Raw genomic sequence first — 15,231 nt, 5'->3', positions numbered from 1 at the left:
CGGGCCCTGTCGTGGCGGGCCCTGTCGTGGCGGGCCCTGTCGTGGCGGGCCCTGTCGTGGCGGGCCCTGTCGTGGCGGGCCCTGTCGTGGCGGGCCCTGTCGTGGCGGGCACGGCCGCCGTCGCCCGCATGATCGTCGCAGACGCGGGCGGTGCAGGCGCGTGCGGTGCAGGCGGGAGCGGTGCAGGCGGAGATGCAGGCGGAGATGCCGGCGGGGGTGCGGGTGCAGGTGCCGCGTGCCGGGTGGTCAGGAGGGCGCGGAGCGGCGCGGCGCCCGGGTAGAAGACCAGGTCGGCGTGCACGGTGGTGCCCGTGACCAGCGAGGCGTCCAGGGCGTGGCCCTGCGGGGCGAACGACAACACCAGCGCGGGCCGGCCCGTGGCGCGGCCCCGCAGCCACAGCCGGCGGGACGTCAGCCGTTCCTGCACCTCGTCGCGCTGCCCCAGGACGTCCCAGCTGTCCCGTACAGTCGGGCCGGCCAGCACCTCCTCGCGCGTCACCTGGAACCCGACCCGCGACAGCACCGTCTGCACCAGCGGGGCCGGCAGGTGGGCGCGGCGGCGGTAGGCCACGGCCAGCAGATCGATCAGGGCGTACTCCTCCAGCAGCCGCTCCGGCCAGTCGTCCGCCGCGCGGGCCGCCCGCAGGCGGGACACGGTGCCCGCCATCCCCGGTGCCTGGGCGTCCACGAGCCGCTTGGCCAGGTCGTCCCAGTCGCCGTCGCCGGCCGCGGCCAGGCCCTGGCGGATCTGGTCGGCCAGCCAGCGCTCAAGCTCGGCGAGCCCGGCGGTCACCCGGGCGTGCCGGGCAGACTCCGCCGTCGTGCCACGCCCGCCTCCCCGGCCCGCGGCAGCCTCCACCCCTCGCAGCGCCTCCCCCGATCCCGCTGCCTCCGGCCCCGCCGCCTCCCCCGGTCCCGCCACCGAACCTGGTCCCGCCACCGGCGCGACGTTCGAGGTGGGGCGAGTGGCGCGGTCGGCGAGCCGGTCGGCGGCCCACCCCGGCGCGGCTCCGGCGGCGGGCACCTCGCCGGCCGCCCAGAGCAGCAGCAGCCCGAGCGCGTGCTTGCACGGGAACTTCCGGCTCGGGCAGCCGCACCAGTAGGCGGGCTCCGCGAGGTCGACACACGTCCGGTACGGCTTCGCCCCGCTCCCCGCGCACTCGCCGAACACCACGGCAGCACCGTCCGTGACGACCCCGAGAAACGGCCACGCGGCAGCCTTCGCCACACCCTGGGCGGCCTTGCGGGACGGCGCGTCGGGGGCGAGGGCGAGCACCTGGTCGCGGCTCCACCGTTCGATCACCTAGGGCACACTAGCCACTCGGACCGACATTTCCAGCCCCGCCTGACAACGCCGTCAGGAGCGAGATCATAGACTCGCCCCGTGGAGCTGACGATCTATCCCGACGGCCCGTCGACCGAGGTGGCGGACGAGGCGGAGGCCCTGGCCAGCGGGCTGTCCGGGCAGCTCGTCCTCGACGGCACCCGGTTCCTGCGCCGCGACGTCCACGGGGCCCCCGTCCGGTTCGAGGAGCGCCCTCCCATCGCCCGCGCGCTCGACCTGCTGCCCCACCCCGAGGGCGGCTGGTTCCGCGAGACCTGGCGCTCGCCGGTGTCGTTCCGGCCGGACGGCTATCCCGGCCCGCGCGCCAGCGCCACGGGCATCTACTTCCTGCTCCATCCCGGCGAGCGGTCGGTCCCGCACCGCGTACGGTCCGACGAGGTGTGGCTGTGGCACCGGGGCGGGCCGCTGACGCTCACCGTCGGCGACGAGACGGTCGTGCTCGGCCCGCTGGTGGAGGAGGGACAGGTGCCGCAGGCCGTGGTCCCGGGAGGCGCCTGGCAGGCGGCGCGCCCAGCCGGCGACGAGGCCGTGCTGGTGAGCTGCGTGGTCTCGCCGGGCTTCGACTTCCAGGACTTCACGACCGACTGAACCTTCCAGGCCTCACGGCCGACTGAACCTTCCAGGCCTCACGGCCGACCGAACGTTCCAGGCCTCACGGCCGACTGAACCTTCCAGGCCTCACGGCCGACCGAACGTTCCAGGCCTCACGGCCGACCGGAACGGCCGGGAGCGACAGGAAGCGGCTGCTTTGTCGGGACTTGACCCGCCCTCTACTCCCACCGGACCGTAGCCGTTCCCCGCGCGGGAAGGCCATCCGTCATGGGGCGACTCCCCACGTACCGGCCGATGCTCGCCCAGCTCGGCCGCCTGCCGCCACCCGCGCAGCACGGCCTGTGGTCGGCGGAGATGAAGTGGGACGGCGTGCGCGGCCTGGCGTACGTCGAGGCGGGGGCGCTGCGCCTCATGTCGCGCAACGGGCGCGATGTCACGCCGGCCTATCCCGAGCTGTACCCCATGGCCGGGGCCGTGGGCGGCCGCGACGTGGTGCTCGACGGCGAGATCGTGGCGTTCGACGACAGCGGCCTGCCCAGCTTCGGCGCGCTGGCGGCGCGGATGCACCAGCGGCGGCCCATGAGGATCGCCGAGCTGGTCAGGACCGTCCCCGTCACGTACATGATCTTCGATGTGCTGCACGTCGACGACCGCAGCGCCATCCGCCTGCCGTACGACGAGCGCCGGGAGCTGCTGGAGGGTCTGGTGCGGCCGGGGTTCCGGTGGCAGACGCCGGTGGCGTTCCTCGGCGACCCGCGGGCGGCACTGGACGCCAGTCACCGCCTCGGCCTGGAGGGCGTGGTCGTCAAGCGGCGCGACTCGCCGTACCGTCCGGGCGGGCGGGGCCCGGAGTGGACGAAGGTGAAGAACTTCTCCCATCTGGAAGTGGTCATCGGCGGGTGGAAGCCGGGCGCGGGGCGGCGTGCCGGCGGGATCGGGTCGCTGCTGCTCGGCGCGTACGACCCGGGCGGGCGGCTGATGTACGTGGGGCACGTCGGGACCGGGTTCACCGACGCCATGCTGATCGCGCTGCGTGAGGACCTGACGCCGCTGGAGCGGCCCTCGTCACCGTTCGGGCAGCCGGTGCCGCGCGAGTACGCCCGCGACGCCCGCTGGGTGGAGCCGCGGCTGGTCGGCGAGGTGCGGTACGCGGACGTGACCGGCGACGGGCGGCTGCGTCACCCCTCGTGGCGCGGCCTGCGCCCGGACCGCTCGCCGGAGGAGGTGCGGACGGACGGCCTCGCCGCCGCGCGGGAGCGGGGCGCGGCGAGCTGATCCCCGGGGAGCGACGAGGAGGAGCGTTCAGGTGGAGGGCGCGGCGGGGGCCCGGTAGGCCAGGGTCTGGCTGTAGACGACGTTGGTCGTGGTGCTCCCGAACTGTGCGAGCTCGTCCACGATGCGCTCCAGGTGTCCCATGGAGACGGCCGCCACCTTGAGCGTGTAGCAGTCGTCCCCGGTGGTGCGCAGGCATTCGAGGATCTCCCGGCGCTCGCCGAGCAGCCGGTGCAGCGGCTCGTGCCGGTTGCCCGGGTACTTGAGCCGGACCATCGCCAGCACCGCGAAGCCCACCTTGGCCAGGTCGATCTCGGCCCGGTAGCCCGTGATGACGCCCGCCGCCTCCAGCCGCCGTACCCGCTCGGTGGTGGCCGAGGCGCTGAGGTTGACGCGCCGGGCCAGCTCGGTCAGAGGGACGCGGCCGTCCCGCTGAAGCTCGGCGATGATCGCCCAGTCGGTCGCATCGACATTCTCTGCCATGGGCCCAAACTACCGGGAGATCCACGGCCGTCCAGCCCTCATAGCGTGAGGATTGCCTTCCGGATCGGCTGTGAGGGTGGATAGCGTTGGACGGGTGCGGATAGGTGTGAATGTTCCGAATTTCGGCCCCGGGACCGACCCCGGCACGCTGCGCCAGTGGGCGCGGACCGTCGAGGGTCTCGGCTTCGACCTGCTGATGGTCTCCGACCACGTCGTGGTGACGCCCGACGTGGCCGAGCAGTACCCGGCGCCGTTCTACGAGCCGTTCACCACGTTGTCGTGGCTGGCCGGCGTCACGGACCGGATCGGGCTGGGCACGACCGTGCTCATCGTCCCGTACCGTCATCCGCTGCTGGTGGCCCGCATGGCCGCCAACCTGCAGCAGCTCAGCGGCGGGCGGCTGGTGCTCGGCGTGGGCGTCGGGTGGGCCCGGCAGGAGTTCGAGGCGCTGGGCGTGCCGTTCGAGCGGCGCGGCGCGCTGACCGAGGAGCACCTGCTGGCCATGCGCGCCGCGTGGGAGAACGAGGACGACTACCGCGCGGGACACATCCCGCTGTGGGTGGGCGGCAACAGCGACGCCGGCATCCGCCGGGCCGCGCGGCTGGGCGACGCCTGGCACCCGCTGCGGCGCACGGTGCCCTGGATGCGGGAGGCGGCGGACCGGCTGGCCGCCGCGGCCGAGGAGCTGGGGCGTCCCGTGCCGGCCATGGTCCCGCGCATCGTGCTGCGGCTGACCGGCACCCCCGTCACGGGCCCGGACCGGCTCGCCGGCGAGGGCACGCTCGACCAGGTCCTCGGCGACCTGGAGGAGCTGCGGCTGCTCGGCGTGGAGACGGTGGTGCTGGACCCGTTCGGCGAGGACCCGGCGGAGACGCTGCACCCCGAGGCGGCCTGGCAGGCGCTCGCCGCTGTGGCCGCCGCTCGTAAGATCAATCCCGATGTACGGACGGAGTCCCCATGACACACGACGACGAACGGTTCCTGCTGCGGGCCATCGAGCTGGCCGCCGAGGCCCGTGAGGGCGGCGACCCGCCGTTCGGCTCGCTGCTGGTGGGTCCGGACGGCGACGTGCTGGCCGAGGAGCGCAACTCGACGGTGACGGGCGGCGACATCACCGCCCATCCCGAGCTGAAGCTGGCCCGCTGGGCGGCCCGCGAGCTGACGCCCGAGGCGGCGGCGGCCACCACGATGTACACGAGCTGCCAGCCGTGCGGCATGTGCACGGGCGCGATCGAGCGCTCGTTCCTCGGCCGCGTCGTGTTCGCGCTGTCCACCGAGCAGCTCACCGGCCTCAAGCCGCCGGCCACGGCCGCCGGTCCCCGCCTGGAGGGACCCGCGCTTTACGATAAGGCGCAGGTCCCGGTGCAGGGCTACTACGTCTGAGGCGTCACGACACCCGGGCCGGCAGGCGGGACTCCAGCCAGGGGCGCAGGATCGGCAGGACGGCGCCCGGCTGCATGGCGCCGGTGTGGTCGAGGCCGTCCAGCACCCGCACCTCCCACCCGAGCGACTCCATCTCGTCCCGCCGTCCGGTGAACGGGCCGGCGATGTCCACGATGACGCCGCCCCACCGCTCGTCGTACTGGATCACGTCGGCGGAGCCGGCGAAGCACAGCCGCGGGCAGGTGACCCGCGACTGCACGGCCAGGTCGTCGAACCCGCGCAGTTCCTCGTACAGGGTGACGAACTGCTGCGTCTGGCCGGGCGTCATCGTCACCTTCACCTTGGACCAGTCGCCCGGCTCCCCTGGCTCACCGTCGGGCTCCTCGGGGGCCGGGTCGGTCGCCATCGTGTGGGTGGCGGTGGTGACGGCCAGCATCGCCGCGTACGGGCCGCCGATCGGCGGGTAGCCGCCCATGACGAGCGCCGACAGCCGGTCGGTGCGGACGGCGAGCTGGAGGCCGCTGAGCGCGAGCCAGGAGTAGCCGTAGTACGCGAACCGGTCGGCCCCGGCGGCGTCGGCCACGGCCAGCAGGTCGGCGGCCACGTTGGCGGGGGTGAGCGTGTCCGGCTTGGGCTGGGCCAGGACATGGCCCTCGTAGTCGAACGCGACGACCGTGAAGCGGTCCGCCAGCCCGTCGATGAGGGTGCGGCCCAGCGCGGGGTCCGCGCCCCACTTGCGCATCTCCTCCGCCTGCGGGCCCTCGACGGGACGGGGGTTCACGGGCAGGAGCACGGCGGGGCCGTCGCCCTTGATCTCGACGTCGATCTCGGCTCCGTCGTGGAGTGTCACCCGGGTGGTCATCCGGTTCACCTCTGATTCCTTATGACATAAAGAGTTACCCGACAGAGGATAGCTTATGGCGTAAGGAAAAGCGTGGGCCGGTGGGAAGGGCCTAACTCCCGGCCTGCTCCCGGTCCTTGCCGCCGGTGTGCCCGCGCTGGAACGTCGCGTACAGCCACCACAGCGACGGCACCAGCAGCACCGCCCCGACGGCCAGGGCGCCGAGGCTGGCCGCCAGCACCGTCCCGGTGGCCGCCGCCTCCCGCAGCGTCACGCCCGGCAGCAGCACCGGGTACTGCCCCACGCCCCACCCCCACAGCAGCCCCACCACGGCCAGCGCGCCGGTGATCCGTACCGCCAGATAGCGGCGCAGCCACAGCAGCGGCAGCGACGCCACCCCGGCCACCACCGACAGCACCAGGAACGGCAGCGCCCGGCCGGAGGTCAGCTCGGCGAACAGGCGCGGCGCGTCGGCGTGCAGCACCAGCAGCCCCGCCGCCGACAGCACGCCCACGACCAGGCCGGTCACCAGGGCCCGGCGCCGGAACTCCTCCGCCAGGTCCTTCTGCCCGGTGCGCTCGGCGTCGCGGGTCAGGTAGCAGGCGGCCAGGTACGCGGCGGTGCCGACGGCCAGCGCGCCCGCCACCAGCGACGTCGGGTTCGCCCAGCTCGTCACCAGGTCGCCCTTGGCGATGCCCGGCGGCACCCGGCCGGAGGCGATGGCGCCCGCCACCGTTCCCAGGAAGAACGGCGTGACGACGGAGGAGAACGCGAACGTCGCCCCGAACAGCCGCTGCTGCCACAGCTCCGTGGACGCCTTGCGGAAGGCGAAGGCCGCGCCCCGGGCGATGATGCCGAGCGCCGCGAGCGTCAACGGGATGTACAGGGTGGAGGCGACGGCCGCGAACACCGACGGGACGCCCGTCCACATCAGCACGAGCACGAAGATCAGCCAGACGTGGTTGGCCTCCCAGACGGGACCGATGGAGTGCTCCACCAGCTCCCGGCTCCGGCGGCCCGTGGCGGCCCCGCCGGCCAGCAGGTCCCACACGCCGCCGCCGAAGTCGGCTCCGGCGAACAGCACGTACGCGGTCAGGCCGATCCACAGCACCGCGAGCATGATCTCCGGCAGCGGCATGGTCAGACGACCTTGTAGCCGGAGACGTCGGGCTCCTGCGGCGCGACGGGCACCGGCACGTCACGCGCCAGCCGCCGCAGCACGTACACGGTGGCGACGGTCAGCGCCACGTACACCGCCGTGACCAGGACGAAGCCGTACACCAGGCCGGGCGCCGGGTTCACGGCGTCGGCGGTGCGCAGCACGCGGAAGACGATCCAGGGCTGCCGCCCCACCTCGGTGACGACCCAGCCGGCCTCCAGCGCGAGCACCGCCGCCACCCCCGACAGCGCCGCGGCGCGCGCGAACCACACCGTGCGCGGCGGCTCACGCCGCCTCCACCAGGACACGGCCAGCCACGCGGCGAGCAGCAGCAGCGCCATGCCCATGCCCACCATGATCTGGAACGCCCAGTGGACGATGTTGACGGGCGGCCGGTCGCCGGGCGGGACCACGTTCAGGCCCTGGATGGCGGCGCCGGGATCCCAGTGGGCGAGCAGCGACAGCCCGTACGGGATCTCCAGGGCGTACCTGAGCTCGCCGTCGACGGCGATCCCGCCCAGGTGCAGCGGCACCCCGCGCCCCGACGCGAAGACCCCCTCCATGGCGGCCAGCTTGACGGGCTGGTTGTCGGCCACGAAGTGCGCCGCCCAGTCGCCCACGCCGATCTGGAACGGCGTGACGATCCCCGCCACGGTCAGCGGCAGCAGCAGGCCGACCCGGTGGTAGCGGTCATGCCGTCCGCGCAGCATGGCCACGGCGTACACGCTCGCCATGCCGTACCCGGCGACCATGAACGCGGCCAGGATCATGTGCACGGTCTGCGGCGGCGTCGCCGGGTTGAACATCGCCGCCCACGGGTTCACCGCCACCACCCGGCCGTCGCGCAGGAGGAATCCGGTCGGCTGCTGCATCCAGGCGTTCGCGGTGACGACGAAGAACGCGCTGGCCACACCCGCGATGACGATCGGCACGCCGGACAGCATGTGCGGGACGGGCGGCATCCGGTCCCAGGCGTACAGGTAGATGCCCAGGAAGATCGCCTCGATGAAGAACGCGATGCCCTCCAGCGAGAACGGCAGCCCGATGACCTCGCCGTACGTGCCCATCATCCCCGGCCACAGCAGGCCCATCTCGAACGACAGGATGGTGCCGGAGACGGCGCCCACGGCGAACAGCACGCCCATGGCCCGCGCCCACCGCCGGGCCAGCAGCCGGTAGTGGACGTCACCGGTGCGGTGCCCCCGCCACTCGGCCAGCAGGGTGATCGCCGGCATGCCCACGCCGAAGCAGGCGAGGATGATGTGCCAGCCGAGGGAGAGCGCCATCTGCATCCGCGCGGCCCCCAGGTCGGCCGAACTCGCGGCGGCCTCCTTCAGGGCCGTCCCGGCGGCATCGCTCACGGTGGCGAGAAGGGGAGCGACCATGTGTCATCTCCTGCTGGGAAGGGACCGGCCCCGGACACCCTGATCCCTATCCCGCCAGCGACCTGCGACACCGTCATGCTGCGGTTTTTGCCGTCCCCCCGCGCCCCGCTGACGGAGCGAGCCCCGTCAGCGGGGCGGCGGAGGGTGCGGCGCACGGCCACGCCGCCGAAGGCCACCGACGCGAGCGTCAGGATCCCCGCATCGGTCCACTGGAAGCGCCAGAACCTGGACGGCGGATGGTAGTACACCGCGTACTTGTAACCCTTGCCGAACAGGCACGCCTGCCACGCCTCGGCGTTCCTGTTGCTCGGCCCCACGTCCACCCGGCGCGGGCAGCCACTGCCGGCCGGATCGGCGACCTCCCTTCCCGACGGCTCCACCCAGGCGGCGCTCACCAGCCGGGGGTCGGGATCGTCCGGCAGCACGGTGCCGGACAGCTCGACACGCGCCGGCTCCGCATAGTGGTCGCTCAGCTGGAACAGCGTGAACATCGTCACCGCCACTCCGGCCACGACCAGCGCCATCGCGGGCAGCGTACGCCGGAACAGGGTGCCGGCCACCGTGCCCAGCGCGAGCGCGTACAGCCACCACGCCGCCGGCGCCACCCCCACCATGTTGAACACGCCGATGTTGCCGAACGAGGAGTCGACCCCCGCCCTGAACACCGGCCGCCACAGGCCGACCATGAGCGACAGCAGCAGCCCGCCCGCCACCACGGCCCCGCCCAGGACCGACAGCTTGACCGCCAGCCACCGCCACACGGGCACGGACTGCGTCCAGGCCAGGCGGTGGGTGCCGCGCTCGTACTCGCGGCCGAGCAGCGGTGCGCCCCAGAAGGCCCCGATCAGCGCGGGCAGGACCAGCGGCATCCAGCCGAACACCGAGTAGACGGCGTCGTAGCGCTGCCCGAGCGCCACCGCCAGCTCTCCGCACGCCACGGCGGGCCCCGGGCAGCCGGGCGCGGCGTGCTCGGCCACGTACCGGCTCGCCTCCACCGCCGAGCCCAGCAGCAGCACCCCCAGCAGCGCCAGGAAACCCGCCGTCACGAGGATCTGCGCCCGGTGCTGGCGCCACGTCAGCCACATCATGAGCCCACTCCTGTCAGTCCCGGCAGCGCCGCCGACCCGGGGCTGCGCAGGTAGCCCATGACGAGCTCCTCCAGCCCGGGGCGCCGCGCCCGCCAGCGCGGATCGAGCGGGGGCGCGCCCCTGACCAGCATGCTGACCTGTCTGCCCGTACGGCTCGCGCCCACCACCTGCGTCCCCGCCGCCGACGCCTCCTCCGGCCCGGTGAGCACGAGGTGCCCGTCGAGCAGCTCCTCGATGTCACCGCTGACCTGCAGCCGGCCCCCGTTCAGCACGACCAGCCAGTCGCACGTCTCCTCCAGGTCGGAGACGACGTGCGAGGACAGCAGCACGGTCAGCTCCCGCCCGGCCACGTCCGCCATGATCGAGCGCATCACGTCATGACGGGCGACGGGGTCGAGGTTGGCCAGTGGCTCGTCGAGCACGAGCAGGTCCGGACGGCAGGCCAGCGCCAGCGTGACCGCCACCTGTGCCTGCTGCCCGCCCGACAGCCCGCCCACCTTCCGCTCCAGCGGGATGCCCAGCCCGGCGAGCCGGTCGACCGCGGCGGCCTCGTCCCAGCGCCGGTTCATACGGCGGCCGAAGGTGAGCATCTCGGCGACGGTGAAGCTCTCGTACAGCGGCTTGTCCTGCGCCACGAACGCCGCCTCACCGGCCACGCGGACGCTTCCCAGCGCGGGCCGCAGCAGGCCGACGACGGCGTGCATGAGCGTGGTCTTGCCCGCGCCGTTGGGCCCGACAAGCGCCGCCACGCGTCCTGTGGGCACGGACAGGGAGCAGTCGCGCAACACCCACGTGCGCCGATATCGGACGCCCAGCCCGGTCGCCTCCAGCGCGGGACTCATGCCACGCCCTTCTTCGCGGCGTCGGCCAGGACCACGGCGAACAGCGCCCGCAGGTCCTCCTGATCGAGCCCGGCCGCGTGGGCGTCACGCACCCACGTCTCCAGACCGCGCCGCAGCCGCGTGTGCTCGGCCAGGGTCGCACCCGCGATGCCCTGCCGGACGAACGTCCCCATCCCCGGCCGTCCCTCGACCAGCCCTTCGCGCTCCAGCTCCCGGTACGCCTTGAGCACGGTATTGGGGTTGATGGCCAGGCTCTCGACCACCTCCCGGGCGGTCGGCAACTGGTCGCCCGGCCGCAGCGTACCCAGCCGGAGCGCCTGTTTGACCTGGTGAACGAGCTGCAGGTACGTCGAGACCCCCGAGCCGCGGTCCAGGTTGAATTCGATCAACCGAAACACCCTTTCCCTAATCGAATAGTGAAAGGGTGTTGGACTCGGCCGTCCGTTGTCAACCCGGGCGCCGGGCCTCACGGCGGGTCTCCGCCTCCGTCGCCGCACGCGCTTGTCACCGGAAATTTCGCTGTTGTTGCCGTTGAACTCGCGAATCCGGGTTTCGAAGCCGGTGCACACGTCCCGCATGATCTATTCAGTCGGGTCAGGTTGGTACGGGTGAAACCGCAGTGTCTGCCGGTCCCGGATTTCGCTGCGCTCGGGCGTGAGCCACCTGCATGATGATCAGGTGCAGTTGCGGTACTCCTACCGGATCGATCCGACCCCGGGCCAGCGGAACTTCTTCGCTTCGGTCTCCGGCAAACGTAAAGGGCCGAAGCTCGCCCCGGAACCGGATCGCCTGCCGGTTGTCCTTCTTCGGCCGGTACCGGGGTGCTCTCCGACGGCCGAAAGATCGACTCGCCGAGGTTTCTGCACCGTGCGGAGAGGAAACTCCGCACGTTGCAACAAGCGCTGGCCCGCAAGGAGGAAGGCTCCAGCAACCGGGCCAGGGCCCGTGGCAGGGTCGCCCGCCAGCACGCCAAGGTCGCCGATGCGCGGCGTGAGTTCCACCACCGGCTGTCCACGCAGATCATCCGCGACAATCAAGCGGTGTATGTGAAGGACCTGGCTGTGGGCGGGCTCGCCCGGACGAGACTGGGCAAAAGCGTGCACGACGCCGGATGGTCGGCTTTCGTCGACATGCTGGAGTACAAGGCGAAGCTGTACGGGCGGATCTTCGCGAGAGTGGACCGCTGGTTTCCGAGCTCGAAACTCTGCTCGGCGTGCGGGACGCTCGCCGAGGCCATGCCCCTGACCGTCCGGGAATGGACCTGCCCGTGCGGCGCGGTCCACGACCGGGACGTCAACGCCGCTATCAACATTCTCGCCGCCGGACGGGCGGAGAGGCTAAACGCCTGCCGAGGGCCGGTCAGACCGGACGCCAGTCCGGCACAGCCCGACGAAACAGGAAGCCACAGAAGCGCCGCACGATGCGGCACAGGCTGAATCTCCGCCTTATGGGGCAGAGAGCGCGTCAATACCAGGTGCTGACGTTCCAGGAGGTGCTCGACCTGGCCAAGGGGCTCTCCCGCCAGTACGGCCGGCAGGTCGGCGTCTTCCCCGAGACCAAGCATCCGACGTACTTCAGGTCGATCGGGCTGCCGCTGGAGGAGCCGCTGATCGAGACCGTCAAGCGCAACGGGCTCGACCGGCCGAACAGCCCGGTGGTGGTGCCGTCGTTCGAGCCGTCCAGCCTGAAGCGGGTGGCCAAGGAGCTGCGCGTGCCGCTGTGGCAGGCGCTCGGCACCACGGGCCGGCCGTACGACCTGACGGCGGCCGGGGACCCGACGACGTACGCGGACATGATGGAGCCCGAGGGGCTGGCGAAGATCGCCCAGTACGCCCGGTGGATCGGGCCGGACAAGTCATCGGCGATCCCGGTCAACCCGGACGGCGGCTGGGGCACCCCGACGGCGCTGGTGTCGGACGCGCACAAGGCGGGGCTCAAGATCGGCGTGTACACGTTCCGCAGCGAGAACCAGTACCTGCCCCTGCAACTGCGCCGCGGTCAGGCGCCGACCGACCACGGCGACGCGCTGGCGGAGTACCGCGCCCACCTGGACCTGGGCGTGGACGCCTTCGTCACCGACTACCCCGACGCCGCCGTCCTGGCGAAGTCCGAGCGCGGCAAGCCGAACGAGCTCGCCCAGCCGCAGCAGTTCGACAACGGCCTGCCGGACGAGGGCCGGGAGTAGCCGGCCAGGGGCCGCCTTCCCCGTGGAGGCGGCCTCCTCGCGCGGCGTCCTGGCGGGTCACCGGCCCGTGATGAAGGCGAGCAGGTCGTCGTTGAGCTGGTCCCGGTGGCTGACGAACAGGCCGTGGCCGGCGGTGGGGTACTCGTGGTAGACGGCGCCGGGGATGAGCTTGGCGGTGCGGCGGCCGGTGACGTCGATCGGGGCGGAGAAGTCCGCGGCGCCGTGGACGACCAGCGTCGGGACGTTGATCTCCGGCAGGGTGGCCCGGTGGTCGAAGTTGACCACGTTCCGCTGGCTCTGGCGCACCGCCCACGGCGAGACCTCCAGGCACTGACGCATGGTGAACTCGACCTGCGCCGGGGAGACGTCGTTGCCCAGGTGGGTGGCGAAGAACGCCTGAGCCTGCCGGGCCAGCCACTTGGGCCGGTCGGCGTCGAGCGAGGCGATCGACGCGTCCAGGATGGCGCCGGGGATTCCCTCGGGGTGGTCGTCGGTCTGCCGCATGAACGGCAGCATGGCGGAGACGAGGGCGATCCGCGCGATCCGCTCGTCGCCGTGCCGGTGCAGGTACCGGGCGATCTCGGCGCCGCCCATCGAGTGGCCCACCAAGGTCACTTCGCGCAGGTCGAGACGCTCGATCAGCACGGCGAGATCGTCGGCCGCCGTGTCCATGTCGTAACCGGTGCTGGGCCGGTCGGAGCGGCCGTGCCCGCGCCGGTCCAGGGCAATGCAGCGGTAGCCGCGCTCCACGAAGTACGGGATCTGGTACTCCCACATGTCGGAGCAGAGCATCGCACTGGCGACGAACACGATCGGCCGGCCCTGGCCGTAGTCCTCGTACGCCAGCCTGGTCCCGTCATTCGTCTCGAAGAACATCTCATGGCCCCCAATGTCGTGGTGCGGGTGGGTCTGCGGTGCTGATGGGTAAAGTCTTGCCTGGCGGAGGTAGAGCTGCCAATTACGTCCCAGGTAAGCGACCTTGGTGGATTCTCGAACCGAGCCCGCGAACGCGGACCCGCGGGGGTCCGCCTTGGGTTTTCCGCGGCGGGATGATTGTCTGGCCGTAGGAACTTTGAGGAGGGCACCGGTGACCCGTCAGATCGTCTCCGTCGTGGGTGGCAAGGACGCCGCCAGCGCGAGCACGTACCAGTCGACCAACCCCGCGCGCACCGGCGAGGTCGTGGCGAGCGTCGGGATGGCCGACGCCGACACGTTCGCCGCCGCCTGCCGGACCGCCAAGGAGGCGCAGCGCGAGTGGGCCAAGGTGCCCGCGCCGGTGCGCGGGCGGGTGATCGCATCCATCGGGCGGCTGGTCGAGGCCAACGCCGAGAGCCTGGCCCGGCTGGTCACCGAGGAGATCGGCAAGCCGTACGCCGAGGCGCTGGGCGAGGTGCGGGAGATCGTCGACACGTGCGACTTCTTCCTCGGCGAGGGCCGCCGGCTGTACGGGCAGACCGTGCCGTCGGAGATGCCGGACAAGAACCTGTTCACCTTCCGCAACCCGGTGGGCGTGGCGGCGGTGATCACCGCGGGCAACTTCCCGGTCGCCGTGCCGTCCTGGTACCTGGTGCCGGCGCTGCTGTGCGGCAACGCCGTGGTGTGGAAGCCGGCCGAGTACGCGGCCGCGTCCGGGCATGCCCTGTACCGGCTGTTCGCCGCGTCCGGCCTGCCCGACGGGGTGCTCAACGTGGTGTTCGCCGACGGCGCCGAGACGTTCGGCGGGCTGGAGCGGGCGCTGGAGGAGGGGACGGTGCAGAAGGTCGGGTTCACCGGCTCCAGCGAGGTCGGGCGGAAGGTGGGCGAGCTCACCGGGCGCCACCTGCAGTCGGCGTGCCTGGAGCTGGGCGGCAAGAACCCGATGGTGATCATGCCGGACGCCGAGCTGGATCTCGCGGTCGAGGGCGCTCTGTTCTCCGGGTTCGGCACGGCCGGCCAGCGCTGCACCAGCCTCGGCACGGTGATCGTGCACGAGAGCGTCCACGACGAGTTCGTGGAGCGGTTCGCCGCGGCGGTGCGGGAGGCCAGGATCGGCGAGCCGGACCAGGACGTGCTGGCGGGCCCGCTCCTCGACCAGAAGTTCGCCGACCGGTACGAGGAGTACCTGACCTGGATCCAGCCCCACCATCGGGTGGTCACCGGCGAGACCGGACGGATCACCCCGGACAGCGCGCGTCAGGACTTCACCGGCGAGGGCGGGTTGTACTACCACCCGGTCGTGGTCGACGGGGTGCGGCCGGAGGACCGGCTGTTCCTGGAGGAGACGTTCGGCCCGATCGTCGGTGTGACGACGTTCCGGACCCTGGACGAGGCGATCGAGCTGGCGAACCTGCCCGGTTACGGCCTGTCCAGCTCCATCTACACGACCGACGCCCGGCACGCGTTCCGCTTCCGCGAAGGCGTCTCGGCGGGCATGGTCAGCGTCAACAACTCCACGTCCGGGGCTGAGGCGCACCTGCCGTTCGGCGGCAACGGCAAGTCCGGCAACGGCAGCCGCCAGTCGGGCATGTGGGTGCTGGAGCAGTTCACCCGCTGGCAGGCGATGAACTGGGACCACTCGGGCCGCCTGCAGAAGGCCCAGATGGACGTCGCCGACATCACCCCCGACCTGGACTTCCGCCTCTAGACCGCCGGCGGAGGATCCTCCCGCGAGAGGAAGCCGGGAAGAAAGCCACTCCGCCGCGGGCGTCGGCCTGCGC

At 72.3% G+C, this 15,231-nt stretch carries 16 protein-coding genes; 7 read left to right on the top strand and 9 right to left on the bottom strand.

The features are described 5' to 3' along the window. A partial coding sequence (locus tag ABZS51_RS18625) for an SWIM zinc finger family protein (RefSeq protein ID WP_355442211.1) occupies positions 1 to 1,303 on the bottom strand: 1,303 nt, incomplete at its 3' end. A gap of 81 nt (positions 1,304 to 1,384) precedes the next feature. Between ABZS51_RS18625 and ABZS51_RS18620 the strand changes: the two genes are divergently transcribed. Beyond that, complete coding sequence (locus ABZS51_RS18620) at positions 1,385 to 1,933, top strand: cupin domain-containing protein (protein ID WP_355442209.1); 549 nt, start codon at positions 1,385 to 1,387, stop codon at positions 1,931 to 1,933. 231 nt (positions 1,934 to 2,164) lie between these two features. Continuing rightward, entirely contained in the window at positions 2,165 to 3,172 is a 1,008-nt protein-coding gene (gene ligD, locus ABZS51_RS18615; RefSeq protein WP_355442206.1) for a non-homologous end-joining DNA ligase, read from the top strand. 27 nt (positions 3,173 to 3,199) lie between these two features. Here the strand turns inward: ligD and ABZS51_RS18610 are convergent, their stop codons facing one another. Further along, a complete protein-coding gene (locus ABZS51_RS18610) occupies positions 3,200 to 3,652 on the bottom strand; it encodes an Lrp/AsnC family transcriptional regulator (protein WP_310716199.1) in 453 nt (150 codons plus the stop codon). 106 nt (positions 3,653 to 3,758) lie between these two features. On the opposite strand from ABZS51_RS18610, the gene ABZS51_RS18605 reads away from it, so the two are divergent. Both ABZS51_RS18605 and ABZS51_RS18600 read left to right on the top strand, forming a co-directional pair. After that, positions 3,759 to 4,613 carry an LLM class flavin-dependent oxidoreductase gene (locus ABZS51_RS18605; RefSeq protein ID WP_355442203.1) on the top strand — a complete coding sequence of 285 codons (855 nt, stop codon included), beginning with the start codon at positions 3,759 to 3,761 and terminating at the stop codon, positions 4,611 to 4,613. Further along, entirely contained in the window at positions 4,610 to 5,035 is a 426-nt protein-coding gene (locus ABZS51_RS18600) for a nucleoside deaminase (RefSeq protein ID WP_355442200.1), read from the top strand. Before ABZS51_RS18605 ends, ABZS51_RS18600 begins: the two co-directional genes overlap by 4 nt. A gap of 4 nt (positions 5,036 to 5,039) precedes the next feature. Here ABZS51_RS18600 and ABZS51_RS18595 read toward each other — a convergent pair whose 3' ends face one another. From ABZS51_RS18595 to ABZS51_RS18570, 6 genes are all read right to left on the bottom strand, one after another. After that, positions 5,040 to 5,897, bottom strand: coding sequence for an alpha/beta hydrolase (locus ABZS51_RS18595; RefSeq protein ID WP_355442197.1), 858 nt, complete (start codon positions 5,895 to 5,897; stop codon positions 5,040 to 5,042). Positions 5,898 to 5,988: 91 nt separating this feature from the next. Then, the gene (locus ABZS51_RS18590) at positions 5,989 to 7,014 is read right to left on the bottom strand and encodes a cytochrome d ubiquinol oxidase subunit II (protein ID WP_355442194.1); all 1,026 of its coding nucleotides are present in this window, start codon (positions 7,012 to 7,014) and stop codon (positions 5,989 to 5,991) included. A gap of 2 nt (positions 7,015 to 7,016) precedes the next feature. Then, positions 7,017 to 8,420 carry a cytochrome ubiquinol oxidase subunit I gene (locus tag ABZS51_RS18585; RefSeq protein ID WP_355442191.1) on the bottom strand — a complete coding sequence of 468 codons (1,404 nt, stop codon included), beginning with the start codon at positions 8,418 to 8,420 and terminating at the stop codon, positions 7,017 to 7,019. Then, positions 8,393 to 9,508, bottom strand: coding sequence for a hypothetical protein (locus ABZS51_RS18580; protein ID WP_355442188.1), 1,116 nt, complete (start codon positions 9,506 to 9,508; stop codon positions 8,393 to 8,395). The genes ABZS51_RS18585 and ABZS51_RS18580 overlap by 28 nt, the downstream gene beginning before the upstream one ends. Then, complete coding sequence (locus ABZS51_RS18575; protein WP_355442185.1) at positions 9,505 to 10,350, bottom strand: ABC transporter ATP-binding protein; 846 nt, start codon at positions 10,348 to 10,350, stop codon at positions 9,505 to 9,507. The genes ABZS51_RS18580 and ABZS51_RS18575 overlap by 4 nt, the downstream gene beginning before the upstream one ends. Then, positions 10,347 to 10,748 carry a GntR family transcriptional regulator gene (locus ABZS51_RS18570; RefSeq protein WP_355442182.1) on the bottom strand — a complete coding sequence of 134 codons (402 nt, stop codon included), beginning with the start codon at positions 10,746 to 10,748 and terminating at the stop codon, positions 10,347 to 10,349. The genes ABZS51_RS18575 and ABZS51_RS18570 overlap by 4 nt, the downstream gene beginning before the upstream one ends. Before the next feature lie 423 nt (positions 10,749 to 11,171). Here ABZS51_RS18570 and ABZS51_RS18565 point away from each other — a divergent pair, with 423 nt between their 5' ends. Further along, entirely contained in the window at positions 11,172 to 11,786 is a 615-nt protein-coding gene (locus tag ABZS51_RS18565; RefSeq protein ID WP_355442179.1) for an RNA-guided endonuclease TnpB family protein, read from the top strand. Between the two features lie 11 nt (positions 11,787 to 11,797). Beyond that, entirely contained in the window at positions 11,798 to 12,535 is a 738-nt protein-coding gene (locus tag ABZS51_RS18560) for a glycerophosphodiester phosphodiesterase family protein (protein ID WP_355442176.1), read from the top strand. A 57-nt stretch (positions 12,536 to 12,592) separates the two neighbouring features. On the opposite strand, the gene ABZS51_RS18555 is transcribed toward ABZS51_RS18560, so the two are convergent. Then, positions 12,593 to 13,411 carry an alpha/beta hydrolase gene (locus tag ABZS51_RS18555; RefSeq protein WP_355442173.1) on the bottom strand — a complete coding sequence of 273 codons (819 nt, stop codon included), beginning with the start codon at positions 13,409 to 13,411 and terminating at the stop codon, positions 12,593 to 12,595. A gap of 211 nt (positions 13,412 to 13,622) precedes the next feature. Between ABZS51_RS18555 and ABZS51_RS18550 the strand changes: the two genes are divergently transcribed. After that, complete coding sequence (locus tag ABZS51_RS18550) at positions 13,623 to 15,158, top strand: aldehyde dehydrogenase family protein (protein ID WP_310716215.1); 1,536 nt, start codon at positions 13,623 to 13,625, stop codon at positions 15,156 to 15,158. Positions 15,159 to 15,231: the final 73 nt, after the last annotated feature.

This window comes from Nonomuraea sp. NPDC005501 (assembly GCF_040605905.1).
Classification (GTDB): domain Bacteria; phylum Actinomycetota; class Actinomycetes; order Streptosporangiales; family Streptosporangiaceae; genus Nonomuraea.
This window is presented reverse-complemented; position numbering and strand designations above follow the sequence as displayed.

Bases quoted from the DNA above. Each gene is read 5' to 3' on its own strand.
- ABZS51_RS18600 (WP_355442200.1), top strand. From the start codon at position 4,610: ATGACACACGACGACGAACGGTTCCTGCTGCGGGCCATCGAGCTGGCC.
- ABZS51_RS18590 (WP_355442194.1), bottom strand. From the start codon at position 7,014: ATGCCGCTGCCGGAGATCATGCTCGCGGTGCTGTGGATCGGCCTGACC.
- ABZS51_RS18595 (WP_355442197.1), bottom strand. From the start codon at position 5,897: ATGACCACCCGGGTGACACTCCACGACGGAGCCGAGATCGACGTCGAG.
- ABZS51_RS18555 (WP_355442173.1), bottom strand. From the start codon at position 13,411: ATGTTCTTCGAGACGAATGACGGGACCAGGCTGGCGTACGAGGACTAC.
- ABZS51_RS18585 (WP_355442191.1), bottom strand. From the start codon at position 8,420: ATGGTCGCTCCCCTTCTCGCCACCGTGAGCGATGCCGCCGGGACGGCC.
- ABZS51_RS18575 (WP_355442185.1), bottom strand. From the start codon at position 10,350: ATGAGTCCCGCGCTGGAGGCGACCGGGCTGGGCGTCCGATATCGGCGC.
- ABZS51_RS18580 (WP_355442188.1), bottom strand. From the start codon at position 9,508: ATGATGTGGCTGACGTGGCGCCAGCACCGGGCGCAGATCCTCGTGACG.
- ABZS51_RS18560 (WP_355442176.1), top strand. From the start codon at position 11,798: ATGGGGCAGAGAGCGCGTCAATACCAGGTGCTGACGTTCCAGGAGGTG.
- ligD (WP_355442206.1), top strand. From the start codon at position 2,165: ATGGGGCGACTCCCCACGTACCGGCCGATGCTCGCCCAGCTCGGCCGC.
- ABZS51_RS18610 (WP_310716199.1), bottom strand. From the start codon at position 3,652: ATGGCAGAGAATGTCGATGCGACCGACTGGGCGATCATCGCCGAGCTT.